Origin of the sequence: Streptomyces sp. NPDC056948, from assembly GCF_042674225.1 — a bacterium.
GTDB lineage: Bacteria > Actinomycetota > Actinomycetes > Streptomycetales > Streptomycetaceae > Streptomyces > Streptomyces purpurascens.
Genome location: NZ_JBHUQX010000195.1, coordinates 1 through 16,468, shown reverse-complemented (window position 1 = coordinate 16,468; position 16,468 = coordinate 1). Strand labels below are relative to the sequence as shown.

The 16,468-nt window shown below is 70.3% G+C and carries 14 protein-coding genes and 1 pseudogene; 12 read left to right on the top strand and 3 right to left on the bottom strand.

Going from position 1 to position 16,468, the window contains the following annotated elements; genetic code table 11:
- From ACFTZL_RS24470 to ACFTZL_RS24450, 5 genes and pseudogenes are all read left to right on the top strand, one after another.
- Positions 1-216 (top strand): annotated as a pseudogene (locus ACFTZL_RS24470) (hydroxyacid dehydrogenase); the annotation flags it as partial.
- On the top strand, positions 213-1,442 hold the full coding sequence (manD, locus tag ACFTZL_RS24465) for a D-mannonate dehydratase ManD (RefSeq protein ID WP_382586607.1): 1,230 nt from the start codon (positions 213-215) through the stop codon (positions 1,440-1,442). The pseudogene ACFTZL_RS24470 and the gene manD, both read left to right, overlap by 4 nt.
- Before the next feature lies 1 nt (position 1,443).
- Complete coding sequence (locus ACFTZL_RS24460; RefSeq protein ID WP_382586604.1) at positions 1,444-2,967, top strand: mannitol dehydrogenase family protein; 1,524 nt, start codon at positions 1,444-1,446, stop codon at positions 2,965-2,967.
- 119 nt (positions 2,968-3,086) lie between these two features.
- Entirely contained in the window at positions 3,087-3,227 is a 141-nt protein-coding gene (locus ACFTZL_RS24455; RefSeq protein WP_382586601.1) for a hypothetical protein, read from the top strand.
- Positions 3,228-3,328: 101 nt separating this feature from the next.
- The gene (locus ACFTZL_RS24450) at positions 3,329-4,732 is read left to right on the top strand and encodes an MFS transporter (RefSeq protein ID WP_382586598.1); all 1,404 of its coding nucleotides are present in this window, start codon (positions 3,329-3,331) and stop codon (positions 4,730-4,732) included.
- A 57-nt stretch (positions 4,733-4,789) separates the two neighbouring features.
- Here the strand turns inward: ACFTZL_RS24450 and ACFTZL_RS24445 are convergent, their stop codons facing one another.
- The gene (locus ACFTZL_RS24445; RefSeq protein ID WP_382586595.1) at positions 4,790-6,472 is read right to left on the bottom strand and encodes a hypothetical protein; all 1,683 of its coding nucleotides are present in this window, start codon (positions 6,470-6,472) and stop codon (positions 4,790-4,792) included.
- Positions 6,473-6,623: 151 nt separating this feature from the next.
- Here ACFTZL_RS24445 and ACFTZL_RS24440 point away from each other — a divergent pair, with 151 nt between their 5' ends.
- Positions 6,624-8,003 carry a GH1 family beta-glucosidase gene (locus ACFTZL_RS24440; protein ID WP_382586592.1) on the top strand — a complete coding sequence of 460 codons (1,380 nt, stop codon included), beginning with the start codon at positions 6,624-6,626 and terminating at the stop codon, positions 8,001-8,003.
- A 138-nt stretch (positions 8,004-8,141) separates the two neighbouring features.
- Entirely contained in the window at positions 8,142-8,969 is an 828-nt protein-coding gene (locus ACFTZL_RS24435) for an SAM-dependent methyltransferase (RefSeq protein ID WP_382586588.1), read from the top strand.
- A 111-nt stretch (positions 8,970-9,080) separates the two neighbouring features.
- Here ACFTZL_RS24435 and ACFTZL_RS24430 read toward each other — a convergent pair whose 3' ends face one another.
- Positions 9,081-9,995, bottom strand: coding sequence for a helix-turn-helix domain-containing protein (locus ACFTZL_RS24430; RefSeq protein ID WP_382586586.1), 915 nt, complete (start codon positions 9,993-9,995; stop codon positions 9,081-9,083).
- A gap of 56 nt (positions 9,996-10,051) precedes the next feature.
- Entirely contained in the window at positions 10,052-10,282 is a 231-nt protein-coding gene (locus ACFTZL_RS24425; RefSeq protein WP_189727436.1) for a DUF397 domain-containing protein, read from the bottom strand.
- A gap of 228 nt (positions 10,283-10,510) precedes the next feature.
- Here ACFTZL_RS24425 and ACFTZL_RS24420 point away from each other — a divergent pair, with 228 nt between their 5' ends.
- The 5 genes from ACFTZL_RS24420 to ACFTZL_RS24400 form a co-directional block, all read left to right on the top strand.
- A complete protein-coding gene (locus ACFTZL_RS24420) occupies positions 10,511-10,933 on the top strand; it encodes an ATP-binding protein (RefSeq protein WP_382586583.1) in 423 nt (140 codons plus the stop codon).
- A gap of 28 nt (positions 10,934-10,961) precedes the next feature.
- The gene (locus ACFTZL_RS24415) at positions 10,962-11,507 is read left to right on the top strand and encodes a hypothetical protein (RefSeq protein WP_382586580.1); all 546 of its coding nucleotides are present in this window, start codon (positions 10,962-10,964) and stop codon (positions 11,505-11,507) included.
- A gap of 301 nt (positions 11,508-11,808) precedes the next feature.
- On the top strand, positions 11,809-14,439 hold the full coding sequence (locus tag ACFTZL_RS24410; protein WP_382586577.1) for a SpoIIE family protein phosphatase: 2,631 nt from the start codon (positions 11,809-11,811) through the stop codon (positions 14,437-14,439).
- 128 nt (positions 14,440-14,567) lie between these two features.
- The gene (locus ACFTZL_RS24405; RefSeq protein ID WP_382586574.1) at positions 14,568-15,932 is read left to right on the top strand and encodes an FAD-dependent oxidoreductase; all 1,365 of its coding nucleotides are present in this window, start codon (positions 14,568-14,570) and stop codon (positions 15,930-15,932) included.
- Between the two features lie 148 nt (positions 15,933-16,080).
- The coding region (locus ACFTZL_RS24400; RefSeq protein ID WP_382586572.1) for a lamin tail domain-containing protein at positions 16,081-16,468 on the top strand (388 nt) is incomplete at its 3' end.

Sequence of the window (16,468 nt, the reverse complement as noted above, 5' to 3'; positions counted from 1 at the left end):
GCTCTCGATGTCTGGTACGACTATCCGTCGGGCAGCCGGACCGGACAGCAGCCCAGCCGGTACCCGTTCGGATCGCTGCCCAACGTGCTGATGACGCCGCACTCGTCCGGGCTGTCCCGGCACACCTTCGCCCGGCGTTCGGACGACATCACCGCCAACATCCGCCGGCTCGCGCTCGGCCAGAGCCTCGACAACATCGTGGCGGTGGCCCGATGAGCAAGCCGGACACCATCGTCGCCGCCGAGGTCGTCGTCACCAGCCCCGGCCGCAACTTCGTCGCCCTCAAGATCACGACGGAGCAGGGGCTGACGGGCTGGGGCGACGCCACCCTCAACGGCCGTGAACTCGCCGTCGCCTCCTATCTGCGCGACCATGTCGCACCCCTGCTCCTGGGGCGGGACCCGGCACGGATCGAGGACACCTGGCAGTACCTGTACCGCGGGGTCTACTGGCGGCGCGGCCCGGTCACGATGACCGCCATCGGCGCGGTCGACCTGGCCCTGTGGGACATCAAGGGCAAGGCCACCGGTCAGCCCGTGCACCAACTCCTCGGCGGTCCGGTCCGCGACCGCGTGCTGACGTACACGCATGCCACCGGCTGGGACGTACCGGAGCTGCTGGAATCCGTGGACGCGCAGCGCGAGCGTGGCTTCCTGGCGGTCAGGGCACAGATGGGCGTGCCCGGTCTGGACACGGTCTACGGGGTGAGCAGCACGGCTGCGGGGGCGAGCTACGAACCCGCCGGGCGGGGCGCCGCGCCGAGCGTGGAGGTCTGGGACACGGCGGCTTATCTACGGCACGCGCCCGGAGTGCTCGCCGCGGTCCGGGAGCATGTCGGCCCCGAACTCCACCTGCTCCACGACTCCCACCACCGGCTCACCCCGAACGAGGCCGCGCGCCTCGGGAAAGCGCTGGAGGAGGTGGACCTGTTCTGGCTGGAGGACGTCACTCCGGCGGAGAACCAGGAAGTACTGCGGCACACCCGCCGGCACACCACGACCCCGCTCGCGATCGGCGAGGTGTTCAACACCGTCTGGGAGTGCCAGTCGCTCATCACCGAGCAGTTGATCGACTACGTACGGACGTGTGTCACCCACGCCGGCGGGATCAGCCATCTGCGGCGCATCGCCGCGCTGGCCGAGGTCTGGCAGATCAAGCTCGGCCCGCACGGACCCTCCGACGTCTCCCCGGTGGCACTCGCCGCGTCCCTGCACGTCGGTCTCGCCACTCCGAACTTCGCCATCCAGGAGTACATGGGCTACGAACCGCTGGTCCACGAGGTGTTCCGGCACGACTGGAGGTACGCCGACGGGTATCTGCACCCGGGCGACGCCCCCGGACTCGGCGTCGAGGTCGACGAGACACTGGCGGCGCGATTCCCGTACGAGCCCGCCTACCTGCCGGTGGCCCGCCGCCGCGACGGCTCGATGACGGACTGGTGAGATGACGACGACGACACCGCTGCCCCGCCTGGGCTCCGGCACCGTCCCGGAGCGCGCGCTGCTGCACCGGCGCACAGTCGCCGAGACCGGCATCGTGCACCTCGGGCTCGGCAACTTCCACCGGGCCCATCAGGCCGTCCACACCGCTGCCGCGCTGGCACACACCGACGGCCCCTGGGGAATCCTCGGCGTCGCGAGCCGCTCCGCCGCCGTCGCCGACGCGCTGCGCGCACAGGACCACCGCTACTCCGTCGTAGAGATATCCCCGGAAGGCGAGCGGCTCACCGTGCCGGCGGTGCACACCGGCGCACTCGTCGCGGCGCACGACCCGGACGCCGTCCTCACCGCCATCGCGGCCCCGCGCACCCGGATCGTCTCCCTCACGGTGACCGAGCACGGCTACACCTTCTCGCCGCGCACCGGACACCTCGATCTCGACCGCGACGACGTACGGGCCGATCTGCGCGGCGACACTCCCCCGCGCACCACGATCGGCCAGGTGGTACGCGGCCTGCAGCGCCGACTGCGCTCGTCCGCGACCCCGGTGACCGTGCTGAGCTGTGACAACCTGGCGGCCAACGGTTCCCAGACCGCGCGGCTGGTCGGGGAGTTCGTCCAGGCACTGCCTCCAGCCGAGCGGGACGAGCTGTCCGCGTGGCTGGACGCGAGCGTGACGTTCCCGGACACCATGGTGGACCGGATCGTGCCGGCCACGACGGACGCCTACCGGGCCACCGTCGCCGAGCGGTTCGGGGTGCGGGACGAGATCCCCGTCCCCGCCGAGCCGTTCAGCATGTGGGTCATGCAGGATCGTTTCGCCGCGGGACGGCCCGGCTGGGAGCACGGCGGGGCGCTCTTCACCGACGACGTCACGCCGTACGAGTTGCTCAAGCTCCGTCTACTGAATGGCACCCACTCGCTCATCGCCTACCTCGGCGCACTGGACGGCAGGGCGACCATCCCCGAGGCGATCGCGCGACCTCACATCTCCGAGGCGGCGCACCGGGTGCTGCACGACGAGTACCTCCCCAGCCTGACCGTCCCCGGCGACATCGACCTCGACGCCTATGTCGCGCAGCTCTTCGGCCGCTGGGCCAATTCCGCACTGGGCCATCGCACCCGGCAGGTGGGCTCCGACGGCTCCGTCAAGCTCCGCCAGCGGGTCCCGGAACCGGCACTCCTCCGGCTGCGGGCCGGGCGGATGCCTCATCACCTCGCCCTGACGGTCGCCGCGTATCTGTGCTGCATGGCACCGCCACCGGGTCTCGACGCGGGGCCGCAGTCCGCCGCCATGGCGGACCCGGCGCGCGGCCGTCTCCAGGAGATCGCCGAAAGCACCGCCTCCGTACCCGACTTCGTGACCGCCGTGATCGAGACCGGTCTGCTGGGGAGCGGTCTCGCCGAACACCCCGCCTTCGCCGAGCGGGTCGCCGAACTCATCGGCGTCCTCGTACGGCACGGCACGGCCACGGCGGCAGGTGCCGCGGCCGAAGCCATGGACTCGGAGCCGCCGCCAGGCACCTGAGCCCGTCCCGCTCCCCTCACAAGGACGTGAGACCGTGTCAGTTTCCGCTTCCAGCACGACCAGGCCGCGCCCTGCGGCCCGCCGCCCGGGCGACCGTCGTCAGCCAGGCACCGCCGTCCTTGGACGGACTGCCGCTGGAGCATCTTCAGCGCTGGGACATCGACCTCGGCACCGGCACCGCCTTCCGCTCCGCGCACGCCTTCCGCACCGCGCTCGCCCTAGCTGAGGTCGTCCTCCGCCCCGGCGGCACAGCCGGCTGAAGCACGGCCCCTCTTGGAGCCCTTCTCAGAGCCTTTCCTCTCAGAGCCGCACCTCGACGTCCCCCAGCGTTCTGAGGCCATCCCCATCCAAGGAGGCATGGATGATGGACACTCCTACCGAATCCCTGACGAATGAGCCGACTCCGCCGTCGGCACCTGCCGAGCCCCCGGCCACGGACCCCGCCGCGGTCCGCCGGGCCGCCTGGGCCGGGCTCATCGGCACCGCCCTCGAACAGTACGACTTCGTCATCTACGGCACGGCGTCGGCCCTGGTCTTCGGCCACCTGTTCTTCCCCGACGTCTCGCCGGCCGTCGCCCTGCTCGCCAGCTTCGCCACATACGCCGTGGGATTCGCGGCCCGCCCGCTGGGCGGCCTGTTCTTCTCCCGCTACGGCGACCGGCTGGGCCGCAAGTGGGTCCTGGTCGCCACGCTGCTCCTCATGGGCGGCTCCACCCTCGCCATCGGCCTGCTGCCGACGTACTCCCAAGTCGGCCTGCTGGCACCCGCGTTGCTCGTCGCCTGTCGCTTCTTCCAGGGCTTCGGGGCGGGCGCCGAACAGGCCGGCGGCGCCACACTGCTCACAGAAACCGCGGCGCCCGGACGACGCGGGCGCCTGGCCTCCCTGGTGATGACCGGTGCCGCCCTGGGCACGCTGCTCGGAGCGGTCGCGTGGATGCTCGCGCAGAGCCTGCCGGAGGACGCCCTGATGAGCTGGGGCTGGCGGCTGGTCTTCGGCAGCAGCCTGCTGGTCACCCTCGCCGCCCTGGTCATCCGCCGCCGGCTCACCGAGAGCCCGGTGTTCCAGGAGTTCAAGGAGCAGCACGAGAAGCCGAAGTCACCGGTCGGCGAGGTCTTCCGGCACGGCCGCAGGCCCATGCTGCTCGCCCTGTTCATGAACGTCGGCGTCAGCGCCCAGTCGTACACCTACCAGGTCTTCATGGCCTCGTACCTGGTCTCCAGCGTCGGTGTGGACGCCTCGCTCGTGCCGAAGGTACTCATGATCGGCGCTGCCTGCGGCGGTATCGGTGCCATCGGGTTCGGCATCCTCTCGGACCGCGTCGGGCGCAAGCCCGTGTACTCCGCGATCCTCCTGGCGCTGGTGCTGCTTCCCGGTCCGTCGTTCATCGCGCTCAACACCGGGTCGCCGGTCGCCATCACGGTGACGATGATCGTGGGCTTCGTCCTGGCGGGCCAGGGCGCGGTCGGCGTGCAGATGAGCTACTTCCCCGAGCTGTTCGGCAGCCGCTACCGGTACGCCGGCGTCACCCTGGGCCGCGAGTTCTCCTCGGTCCTCGGCGGCGGTGTCGCTCCACTCATCTGCGCCTCCCTGCTCACGGCGTTCTCCGGATCGTGGATCCCCGTCGCGGCCTACATGACGCTCATGATGGTCATCAGCCTCGTCGCCGCCCGCATGGCGCCGGAGACCCTGGACCGCGACCTGACCGCTGTCACGGACGCCACGGCAACCCGGCCGTCGCCCACCGCCGATTCGGGCAGGTCATGACCAGGGCGCTGTAGCGTGCGGGCCTGCGCCGGCCGTGATCCTGCCGGGTCCGGCCGGTCAGTGGCAGCACGCGTCGTCCGTCTGAGGGCCGGGCCCGGTTTCCAGGCGGCAGAAGCAGGACGCCTCGACGGGGACGTCGGCCAGTGCGGTCGCCATCTTGAGCTGCTGGGCGACGAGGGCCGCCTCGCCGGTCTTACCCGTCCGGAGCAGGCATTCGTGGAAGCCGTGCAGGGACCAGACGTTGCCGGGGTGCTGTAGGGCACGGGGCAGGGTGGCGTCGAGGCCGAGGTCCGCGCGGTAGACGGCCTCGGCCTCCGCCACGCGGCCCTGTTCCAGCAGCAGTGCGCCGTAGGCGTGGCGGGTGGGCTGCATCCAGCCCCACGGCTCGTCGTAGGGGAGGTTGTCGTCCAGTTCGATGGAGCGCTCCAGGGCGGCGAAGGCGAGGTCGTGGTTGCCCCTGCGGTATTCGAGCTCTCCGTCCAGCATCGCCGACGCGATGGCGAGGATGTCGTGGCAGGTGTTGTTGAACAGCATCCGCGTCTCGGGCACCCGGCCCACCGCCTCGCGGAAGAGCTCGCGCTCGGCCTCCGCGGGGCCGACCTCGCCGGTGGCCGAGAGGGCGACGCCGCGGGCGTAGTGCCGCATGGCGGTGGTCACCGAGTAGAACTCGGGGTCGGCAGGGGCGGGCAGGGCGAGGATGTCGGTCCAGCGGCCGAAGCGGATCAGCACGTGGACGCGCATGGCCAGGAAGCCTTCGAGCCAGTCGGCCATCGGGGGGCTCGGCACACGGAGCAGGTCTTCGGGGATGGCCGCTTCCAGCTCAGCGGCGGTGTCGAGGGCGACCTGCGCCTGGCCGAGGAACATGGCCCCGTAGATCTTGAAGTGGTAGTTGTGCGCCCGGTAGAGGGTGTAGAAGTTCATCGCGCCGGCGCGCCGGTGGTACTTCTCGTCAACGGCGATCGCGTCACTGTTCGCCGCGACGACCCGGCGGTAGTCGCCGCACAGGACGTCGAGGTGCGAGGGCATGTGGTGCAGGTGCCCGGCGTCGGGCACGATGCCGCGCAGGCGGTCCGCGACGGTGAGGGCCTGCTCCGGCGTCGGGGACATCTCCATCAGGTGGATGTACAGGTGCAGCACCCCTGGATGCCCCACGCCGGCATCGGTGGCGAGGGCGCCGTCCAGTACGGCCTTGGCCTCCACGGTCCGGGCGCCCTCGGCCGGCTTCCCGGTCCTCAGGTCCCAGAGCTGCCACGGGGTGAGGTTCATCAGGGCGTCGGCGTGGAGGGTGGCGATGTCAGGGTCGTGGGGTGCCAGTTCGTACACCGCGCGCATCGCGTCCGCGTAGGGCTCGTTCCAGATCGAGCAGTCCTCGACGGCTTCCGACTGCGGATAGCGGGCGCGCAGCGCGGTGATCAGTGCCTGTTCGACCGGGGTGGCCCGGACGGCCTTGTCGTGGGCCCGTTCGACGGCGGTGTGGGTGCGTTCGACGGTCCGTACCAACTCGTCATCGTCGAAGAATTCCCAGGGCTTGTTGTAGTTCGGCCCGAGCGCGTAGGCGATGCCCCAATACGCCATCGTGCACTCCGGGTCGGCCTCCGCGGCCTTTTCGAAGCAGGCGACGGCTTCCTCGTGGTGGAAGGCGTACGTCCACATCAGACCGCGATCGAACCAGAGCTGAGCTGCGGAAGAGGACGTGGTGACGGGACGGCTGTAGGTGCCGAGGTCGTAGTAATCGTCCATGGTCATCTCCTGGAAAATCGGCCCGGTCCGGTGAGAATAGCGGCCGCGTACACCCTCTCGATCCTCCACCAATTCCGACTATTACCAGATCACCATTTCGGATTTCGGTAAAGTGCACGACCGAGGAGGAGGACAGGGCATCGTTGAGGGCATGACTGACTTCCCGAGTTTTCCGCCCGGCTTCGCGTTCGGGGCCGCCACCGCCTCGTATCAGATCGAGGGTGCGGCGCAGGAGGACGGCCGTGGGCCGTCGATCTGGGACACCTACTGCCGCACCCCCGGCCTGGTGGCGAACGGGGACAGCGGCGATGTCGCCTGTGATCACTACCACCGGTATCCGCAGGACGTGGCGCTGCTGCGCGAGCTGGGCGTGGACTCCTACCGGTTCTCGATCGCCTGGCCGCGTATCGTCCCGGACGGGTCCGGGCCGGTGAATCCCAAGGGGCTGGACTTCTACTCGCGGCTGGTCGACGAACTGCTCGCGGCCGGCATCGAGCCCGCGGCCACGCTCTATCACTGGGATCTGCCGCAGGCCCTGGAGGACCGCGGTGGCTGGCGGGTACGGGAGACCGCCGAGCGGTTCGGCGAGTACGCGTCCGTCGTCGCCGCGCATCTGGGCGACCGGGTGCCGCGCTGGATCACCCTCAACGAGCCGTGGTGCAGTGCCTTCCTCGGCTACTCCGTCGGCCGGCACGCCCCGGGTGCCCGCGAGGGCCGGGGCGCGCTGGCCGCGGCCCATCACCTGCTGGTCGGGCACGGCCTGGCCGTACAGGCGTTGCGGGCGGCCGGCGTACGCGAGGCGGGCATCACCCTCAACGTCGACCGCAACCTCCCCGCCACCGACTCCCCCGCCGACCGGTCGGCCGTCACCCGCGCCGACACCCTGCACAACCTGGTGTGGACCGAGCCGATCCTGGCGGGCCGCTACCCGGCCGCCGAGGAGGAGACCTGGGGCGAGTTGATCACCGCCCAGGACTTCCGGCGGGACGGCGACCTGGAGCTGATCTCCCAGCCGCTGGACTTCGTCGGCATCAACTACTACCGGCCGATCGTCGTCGCCGACTCCCCGTACCGCGAGAGCGACCCGGCGCTGCGCGTGGCGACCGACAACCGCTACGAGGAGGTACGGCTGCCCGGGGTGCGGCACACCGCCATGGGCTGGCCCGTCGCACCCGGCACTTTCACGGATCTGCTGGTGGGACTCAAGGAGCGCTACGGCGATGCCCTGCCGCCCCTCCACATCACCGAGAACGGCTCGGCGGAGGACGACGAGGTGAGTGCCGACGGGGCCGTCCACGACAGTGACCGGGTCGCCTACCTGCGCGACCATCTCACGGCGCTGCGGGCCGCGATGGACGCCGGCGTGGACGTCCGCGGCTACTACGTGTGGTCTCTCCTCGACAACTTCGAGTGGGCCTTCGGCTACGACAAGCGCTTCGGCATCGTCCGCGTCGACTACGCCACGCAGCAGCGGACGCCGAAGGACAGCTACCACTGGTACCGGGCCATGATCGCCGCGCAGCGGCCGTGACGGCCCGGTCGGAGATCATCGGCTTGTCGTTCGATCGGGGGCATGTGCGCCGAGAGGCTGGCACCGCCCAACTCCCGCTCCCTAGGATGTACTTCCTGTCCAGCCAGTCCGTTGGCGCGGCGCCTTGCAGGGGGAACGATGCACTCCGAGAAGCAGTTGTCCACCGAGATCGACGCGACCGTGCCGACGGCAGCGCGCATGTACGACCACTACCTGGGCGGCAAGGACAACTACGCGGCGGACCGTGCCGCGTGCGAGGAACTGGACAAGGTCGTGCCCAGCACGCGCCGCCTGGCCCTCAACAACCGGCGTTTCCTCCAGCGCGTCGTGCGGACCCTGTCCGAGGAGTACGGCATCCGGCAGTACCTGGACCACGGCTCAGGCCTGCCGACGCAGGACAACGTGCACCAGGTCGCCCAGCGCATCGACCCCACCACCCACGTGGTGTACGTGGACAACGACCCGATGGTGCTGGTCCACGGTCGTGCTCTGCTGGAACAGGACGAGCGCACCACCGTGATCCACGCGGACATGCGCGAGACCGACGTGATCTTCGACCACCCCGACACCAAGCGGCTGATCGACCTCTCCGAGCCGGTGTGCGTGCTCTTCAACTCGGTGTTCCACTGCATCCCGGACAGCGACACCGACGGGCCGCTCGCGGTGGCCCGCCGCGTCCGGGAGCGGCTCGCGCCCGGCAGTTTCCTGGTGTTGTGCCAGCTTGTCAGCGAGGATGCCGAGGTCCGTGACTTCGTCACGAACTTCATGGACCAGGCCACCCAGGGGCACTGGGGCCGCGTGCGGGAGCCGAAGGACGTCGAGACGTACTTCGAGGAGTTGGAAATCCTCAGGCCGGGCCTCGTGGAGGTGTCCACCTGGCGTCCGGACACCGAGGTGGCGCCGCGTCAGCTCACTCACGAGTGGATCGAGTTCGGCGGCGTGGGACGGATTCCGCTGGAGAAGTAGCGGGCGCGCCTCTCCCGGAAGCGCTTCGCGCTGAAGTGCCTCGCGCTGAAGTGCCTCGCGCTGAAGTGCCTCTCGTAGGACGCCGGTCGTCCCGCGAGAGGCACCCTCATGTCACGGGTAGCGCTGCTCCATCGTCTGACGCAGCAGTTCCAGGGAGTCCCGGGGCTTGAGCGCCTCGTCCGCGAGCCGGTCCAGCGCGATCCGGTACTCCTCCGTCTCGTCGCGGTCCTCGAGGAAGTTCGCGCTCCTGATGTGCTCCAGGTAGACCACGTCGGGCAGGTCGAGGCCGCCGAAGCGCAGATACGTGACCGGGATGGCCGGCGCCGACGCGTTCGTGACGCTCAGCGGCACGATCTGCACCGTCACATTCGGCCGTTCGGCCATCTCGGCGAGGTGCGTGAGCTGTTCCCGCATCACGTCGGTGCTGCCCAGGACGCGCAGCAGCACGGACTCGTCGATGACCGCCCACAGTTGCGGTGCCTCCTGCCGCAGCAGCAACCGGGCCCGGTGCTTGCGGAGTTCGACACGCCGCTCCACCTCGCCGGCCGGCGCGTTCGGCAGGCCGCGCTCCACCACGGCCCTGGTGTAGGCGGGCGTCTGCAACAGGCCCGGCACGTACTGGATCTCGAAGGTACGGATGGTGGCGGCTGCCTCCTGGAGTCCGACCAGCCGGTCGAACCACTCGGGCATCAGCCGCTTGTCGTACCGCTGCCACCAACCCGGCTCGCCGGCCCGTTGCAGCAGCTTGAGCAGCACCGACATCTCGTAGTCGTCGGTGCTGTAGAGCTGCAGCAGCGCACGGACGTCGTTCTCCGTCGGCGGGCGGCGGCCCTTGCCCGACTCGATGCGGGACAGCTTCGCGGGACTGAATCCGACAGCGCGCGCCGCCTGGTCCTGGGCGAGTCCGGCGTCCTCACGGAAGCCTGCGAGCTGCACACCGACCAGCATCTTCAGCAGAGTCGGCGCCGGCTCCGGCCTGTCCAGGTAGGGTTCCAGACGGGAGATGCGATGCGACGCGGCGGACATCCTGACTCCCAGCAGACCAGACACAAGGGCGATTTACCCTATCGCACCCGCCCCCTTCAGAGCAGGTGGTCGAACTCGCCGTCCTTGGCGCCGGCCAGGAACGCCGCCACCTCCGCCGCCGTGTAGACGAGCGCGGGCCCGTCGGGATCACGGGAGTTGCGCATCGCGATCCCGCCGTCGACGAGCGGGGCGACTTCGACGCAGTTGCCCTCGGCGTTGCTGTGCCGGCTCTTGATCCAGCAGGCGTCCAACATGCTTGCCCGCACTCCGTTCTGCACTGGTGGCACCGCAGTCTCCTCGCTGTTCTCGTACCCCGCCGCGCACGGTGTGCCCGGCCGTCAGCCGAGACCGGCCGCGCCCCTCGGCCGCACTCGTCCCGGGTTGCGTACCCATAACGGCTTGATTTTCACGCAATTTCTCGTGCAATTGCACGCGAGCGCCGTCAGCGTGGATAATAGCTGCGGCGTCAACCCCTGGGCTGGCGCCGCGTCCTGACGTCGCATCGGGGAGATGCCGTGTCATCACCTGCGCAGCACGTGCTCCGGCCGCCGAGTGAGGCTGCGGCACACGCGAGCGCATCCGGCACGAGCCACGGTCTCCCGCCCGGCCCGCACATCTGGTCGCTCGACCACTGCTGCGAAGACACGACCCTCGTCATCACCGAGCTCACCGCCAACGCCGCGACACACGCGGCGCCGGGGACATCGAGTGCGCCGGAGGTCCGGCTCGGGTTCCGCCTGAATCCCACCCACCTGCTGGTCACCGTCTCCGACCCCGACGACCATCCGCCCGTGCACGCGCCCGCCGGCTCCCCTCTCGAGGAGCACGGCCGGGGCCTGTGCATCGTCGACGCCCTGTCCGAGGAGTGGGGCTGGACCCCCTGTCCTCCGGCGGGCAAGACGGTTCGGGTCAGGTTGTCGGCCTGTCCACCCCTCTGACACGACTGCCGCGGAAAGGCCCCTCGCCATGCGCAGCGCTTCGACGGAACACCCGAGCAGCGAGCGCCCACAGCGCCCCGACATCCCGGCCGGAGCGGCCCGGGCCACACCGCTCACGGCACTGGACCGCGTGCCGTGGGGCGACATCCAGGACTCCACCGGTTCGGCGGCGGCCATTCCCCTCCTGCTCAACGGCATCGCCTGGGGTGACCCCGACACGGCCCGATCCGCACTCGACGACCTGCGGAAACGCATCTGTCAGTTCGGTTTCGTCGTGGAGCAGGCCACCGCCGCCACGGTTCCGTTCCTGTGGGAGCTGGCGAAGCTGCCGCAGGTGTCCTGCCGTGCTCAGATCATCCAGTTGCTCAAGAACATCGCCGACGCCCGGCAGTGGGAGAGCACCGCCGCCGTCTATCCGAAGCTGCTGAACCATCGGGAGAACCCGGTGGTGTGGGAGCGCGCGGCGCGCCAAGCGGTGCGCGCCCGGCGCGGCGAGCTGGGCCGGCTGATGGACGACGAGGACACGGAGATCGCCCGGGCCACGAACGAGCTCGCGCGCTCCCTGGGTACCTGAGACCCGAGGTCCTGAGAGGCCGCGGAGATTTTGCGGAAGGTTTCCGATCGGGCCAAGGTGAGTGTGCGTGCCCGGCCGGAGACGGCTCCCGGGTGCTCATGGCGGGCGCCGGGAGACGTGACGAAACCGTGAGGGCCCCTTGTCACCATGGGTGATGCCCCTCGCCTGACGGGGCCGGGCAGTGTAGACATGGCACATGGTCCGACTCTTGGGTCGATCCGGGACTCGATCGCCCCTGCGGCCCGGCGTTGCGCCGTCCGCACGGCAGCGGCGGGAGGCGGGTTCGTCGCGGTGGCATCCGATGGCGGGGCTGCGGTCGGTCGTGGGCGGACGCAGCGTCGCCGGACAGGTGTTCCTGCTGGTCGTGGTGATCGTGCTGCTGCTGGTCGTGGCCGCGGTGGTGGCGCTGGTGCTGCAGGTGCGGCACGACACGACTCAGGAGGCCCGTAACCGCTCGCTCGCCGTAGCGGAGACCTTCGCCAACGCGCCGGGCACGGTCGCGGCGCTGGAAGGCCCCGATCCCACGGCTGTGCTCCAGCCGCGCGCCGAGGCCGCCCGCGAGCAGTCGAAGGTCGACTTCATCGTCGTCATGAACACCGACGGCATCCGCTACACCCACCCCAAGCCGGACCGCATCGGGAAGCAGTTCGTCGGCACCATCGCGCCCGCGCTGGCCGGGAAGTCGGTGACCGAGGAGATCGAGGGCACGATCGGCCACCTCGTGCAGGCCGTGGTGCCGGTGAAGGACCCGGACGGCCGGGTCGTGGGCCTGGTGTCGGCGGGCATCACGACCGAGAACGTCGGCGGCACCGCCGACCGTCAGCTGCCGCTCGTGCTGGCCGCCGCCGCGGTGGCCCTCGCCCTGGCGACGGCGGGCGCCGCGCTGGTGAGCCGTCGGCTGCTGCGCCAGACCCACGGGCTCGGGCCGCACGAGATGACCCGGATGTACGAACACCACGACGCCGTGCTGCACGCCGTCCGCGAGGGCGTGCTCATCCTCGACGGCTCGGGCACCCTGCTGCTCGCCAACGACGAGGCGCACCGCCTGCTCGGCCTGCCCGCCGACGCCGAGGGCCGGCACATCCTCGGCCTGGGGCTCGACCCCGGCACCGCCGACCTGCTGGCCTCCGGGCGCGTCGCCACGGACGAGGTGCACCTCGTCGGGGACCGGCTCCTGGCCGTCAACCAGCGGACCACGGAGAGTGCGGGCGGCCCGCCCGGCAGCGTCGCCACGCTGCGCGACTCCACGGAGCTGCGTGCCCTGTCCGGCCGGGCCGAGACCGCGCGGGAACGGCTCAACATGCTGTACGACGCCGGCGTGGGCATCGGGACGAGCCTGGACGTGACCCGTACCGCGGAGGAGCTGACCGAGCTGGCCGTGCCCCGCTTCGCCGACTTCGTCACCGTGGACCTGTTCGACGCGGTGCTGGGCGGCGGGCAGCCGAACGCGGCGGCCGCGCTGAGCCGTACGGCGCTGAGCGGGATCCGCAAGGACGCTCCGCTCTACCCCGTCGGCGAGCGGATCAGGTTCGTCGAGTCCTCTCCGCAGGGCCACAGCCTCGACACGGGGCGGGCCGTCCTGGAGCCCCGGCTGAGTGAGGCCCCCGGCTGGCAGGCACAGGACCTCGAGCGCTCCGCGCAGATCGTGGAGTACGGCATCCACTCCCTGATCACCGTGCCGCTGCGGGCCGGCACCCTGGTGCTGGGCGTGGTGAGCTTCTGGCGCTCCGAGAAGCCGGAGCCCTTCGACGCGGACGAGCTGGTCCTGGCGGAGGAGCTGGTCGCGCGGGCCGCCGTCTCGATCGACAACGCGCGCCGCTACACCCGCGAGCACAGCATGGCCGTGACGCTCCAGCGGAGTCTGCTCCCCCGGAACCTGCCCGAGCAGGGGGCGCTGGAGATCGCCTACCGCTATCTGCCGGCGCAGGCCGGAGTGGGCGGCGACTGGTTCGACGTACTGCCGCTGTCGGGGGCCCGGGTCGCGCTCGTGGTCGGGGACGTCGTCGGCCATGGGCTGTACGCCGCGGCCACGATGGGGCGGCTGCGGACCGCCGTGCACAACTTCTCCGCCCTGGACCTCCCGCCGGACGAACTCATTGCCCTGTTGGACGAGTTGGTCGGCCGTATCGACCAGGACGAGACCGAGGAGGACGGCAGCGCCCCGGTCACCGGCGCGACCTGCCTGTACGCCGTCTACGACCCGGTCTCCCGGCGTTGCACCGTCGCGCGGGCCGGGCATCCCCCGCCGGCGCTGGTCCACCCCGACGGCAGTGTCGAGTTCCCGGAGGTGCCCGCCGGTCCCCCGCTCGGGCTCGGCGGTCTGCCGTTCGAGACGGCGGAGCTGGAGCTGGCGGAGGGCAGCCGGCTCGTGCTCTACACCGACGGGCTGGTCGAGGACCGGGAGCGGGACATAGACGTCGGTCTTGAGATGCTGCGCGACGCACTGGGCCGGGCCGGTCAGTCCCCGGAGGACACCTGCCGGGTCGTGCTGGACTCGCAGCTCACGGCCCGGTCCAGCGACGACATCGCCCTGATCGTCGCGCGCACCCGGGCGCTCGCCGCCGAGCAGGTCGCCGAGTGGCCGGTGCCGGCCGACCCGGCGGCCGTGGGCGAGGTGCGGGCGGCGGTCACCCGGAAGCTCACCGAGTGGGGGCTGGACGAGTTGTCGTTCAGTACCGAGCTCATCCTGAGCGAGCTGGTCACCAACGCGCTCCGGTACGGCGGCGGCCCCATCCATGTAAGGGTGCTGCGCGACCGCAACCTGATCTGCGAGGTGTTCGACAGCAGCAGTACCTCGCCGCATCTGCGGTACGCGACGATGACGGACGAGGGCGGGCGGGGCCTGTTCCTCGTCGCACAGCTCGCGGAACGCTGGGGGACGCGCTATCTGCCTGCCGGGAAGGTGATCTGGGCGGAGCAGCCGCTGCCATAAGCGGCACTTGGAGGTGCTCATAAAGTTGGCTTATGAGCTCATAGACCGGACCCCCGTACCGACTTAGGCTTGCCTTAGTTTAGGCTTCCCGACGAGATCGCTTGTCGCCGCTCGAAGGGAACCTGACCATGCCCCGCCCCCTGCGGGTAGCCATCGTCGGATCCGGCCCCGCCGGGATCTACGCCGCCGACGCCCTGCTCAAGTCCGAGGTGGCCGCCGACCCCGGTGTGTCCATCGACATCTTCGAGCGCATGCCGGCGCCGTTCGGACTGATCCGCTACGGCGTGGCGCCCGACCACCCGCGGATCAAAGGCATCATCACGGCCCTGCACCAGGTCCTCGACAAGCCGCAGATCCGGCTCTTCGGCAACGTGGACTACCCCTCCGACATCAGCCTGGACGACCTGCGCGCGTTCTACGACGGTGTGATCTTCGCCACCGGCGCGACGGCCGACCGGGCGCTGTCCCTTCCCGGCATCGAGCTCGACGGCTCGTACGGCGCCGCGGACTTCGTGTCCTGGTACGACGGCCACCCCGACGTGCCGCGCACCTGGCCGCTGGAGGCGGAGAAGGTCGCCGTGCTCGGCGTCGGCAACGTCGCCCTCGACATCGCGCGCGTCCTGGCCAAGACGGCGGACGAGCTGCTGCCGACGGAGATCCCCGCGAACGTCTACGAGGGTCTGAAGTCCAACCGGGCCAAGGAGATCCACGTGTTCGGCCGCCGGGGCCCGGCGCAGGCGAAGTTCAGCCCGATGGAGCTGCGGGAGCTGGACCACTCCCCCAACATCGAGGTCATCGTCGACCCCGAGGACATCGACTACGACGAGGGCTCGATCGCCACCCGGCGCGGCAACAAGCAGGCCGACATGGTCGCCAAGACCCTGGAGAACTGGGCGATCCGCGACGCCGGCGACCGGCCGCACAAACTCTTCCTGCACTTCTTCGAGTCGCCGGTCGAGGTCCTCGGCGAGGACGGCAAGGTCGTCGGTCTGCGCACCGAGCGCACGGAGCTCGACGGCACGGGCAACGTCAAGGGCACCGGCACCTTCAACACCTGGGACATCGGCGCGGTCTACCGTGCGGTGGGCTACCTGTCCGACAAACTCCCCAAGCTGCCCTGGGACATCGACTCCGGCACCGTCCCCGACGAGGGCGGACGGGTCATGCAGGAGTCCGGCGAGCACCTGCAGTCCGCATACGTCACCGGCTGGATCCGGCGCGGCCCCGTGGGCCTCATCGGGCACACCAAGGGCGACGCCAACGAGACGGTGTCCAACCTGCTGGACGACTACGCGAACGGCCGGCTGCAGACGCCCGCCACCCCCGCTCCCGAGGCCGTGGACGCGTTCCTCGCCGAGCGGAACGTCCGCTTCACCACCTGGGAGGGCTGGTACAAGCTGGACGCCGCGGAGAAGGCGCTGGGTGAGCCGGAAGGCCGCGAGCGCGTGAAGCTCGTCGAGCGCGAGGACATGCTGCGGGCGAGCGGCGCCTGACGCCCGTCCTGTACGCCTGTGGGGCGGGTCCGGTGGCAATGTCACCGGACCCGCCCTTATGCGTGCTTGAAGCGTGTACGATCCGGATGCTTCACCGAATCATCACATGGCCTTCACGTGAGGGCCTTGCAAGGGGGGACGAACGTCCATGCACATACGCCTTGTCGCCACCACGGCGGCCGTTGCCGGAGCCCTGACCGCCCTGACGGCGGTTCCGGCCCAGGCCGCCGAGTACAGCTCCGCACTGAAGATCCGCGGCATCCAGTACGACGCTCCGGGACGCGACTCGAACAGCTGCTCTTCGGGGAACACCGACGAGGAGTACCTGACGATCGAGAACTACTCGCGGTCGACGACCGTGAACCTCAAGGGGTACGTCGTCAAGGACGCCGCGGGGAACAAGTTCACCTTCACCGCCAGCCACACGCTGCAGCCCGGTGACTATGTGAAGCTGCGCGGCGGCAACGGGTCCGACTCCGACACGAAGAACGTCGTCTACCGCGACAACTGCAACTTCATGTGGAACAACGACAAGG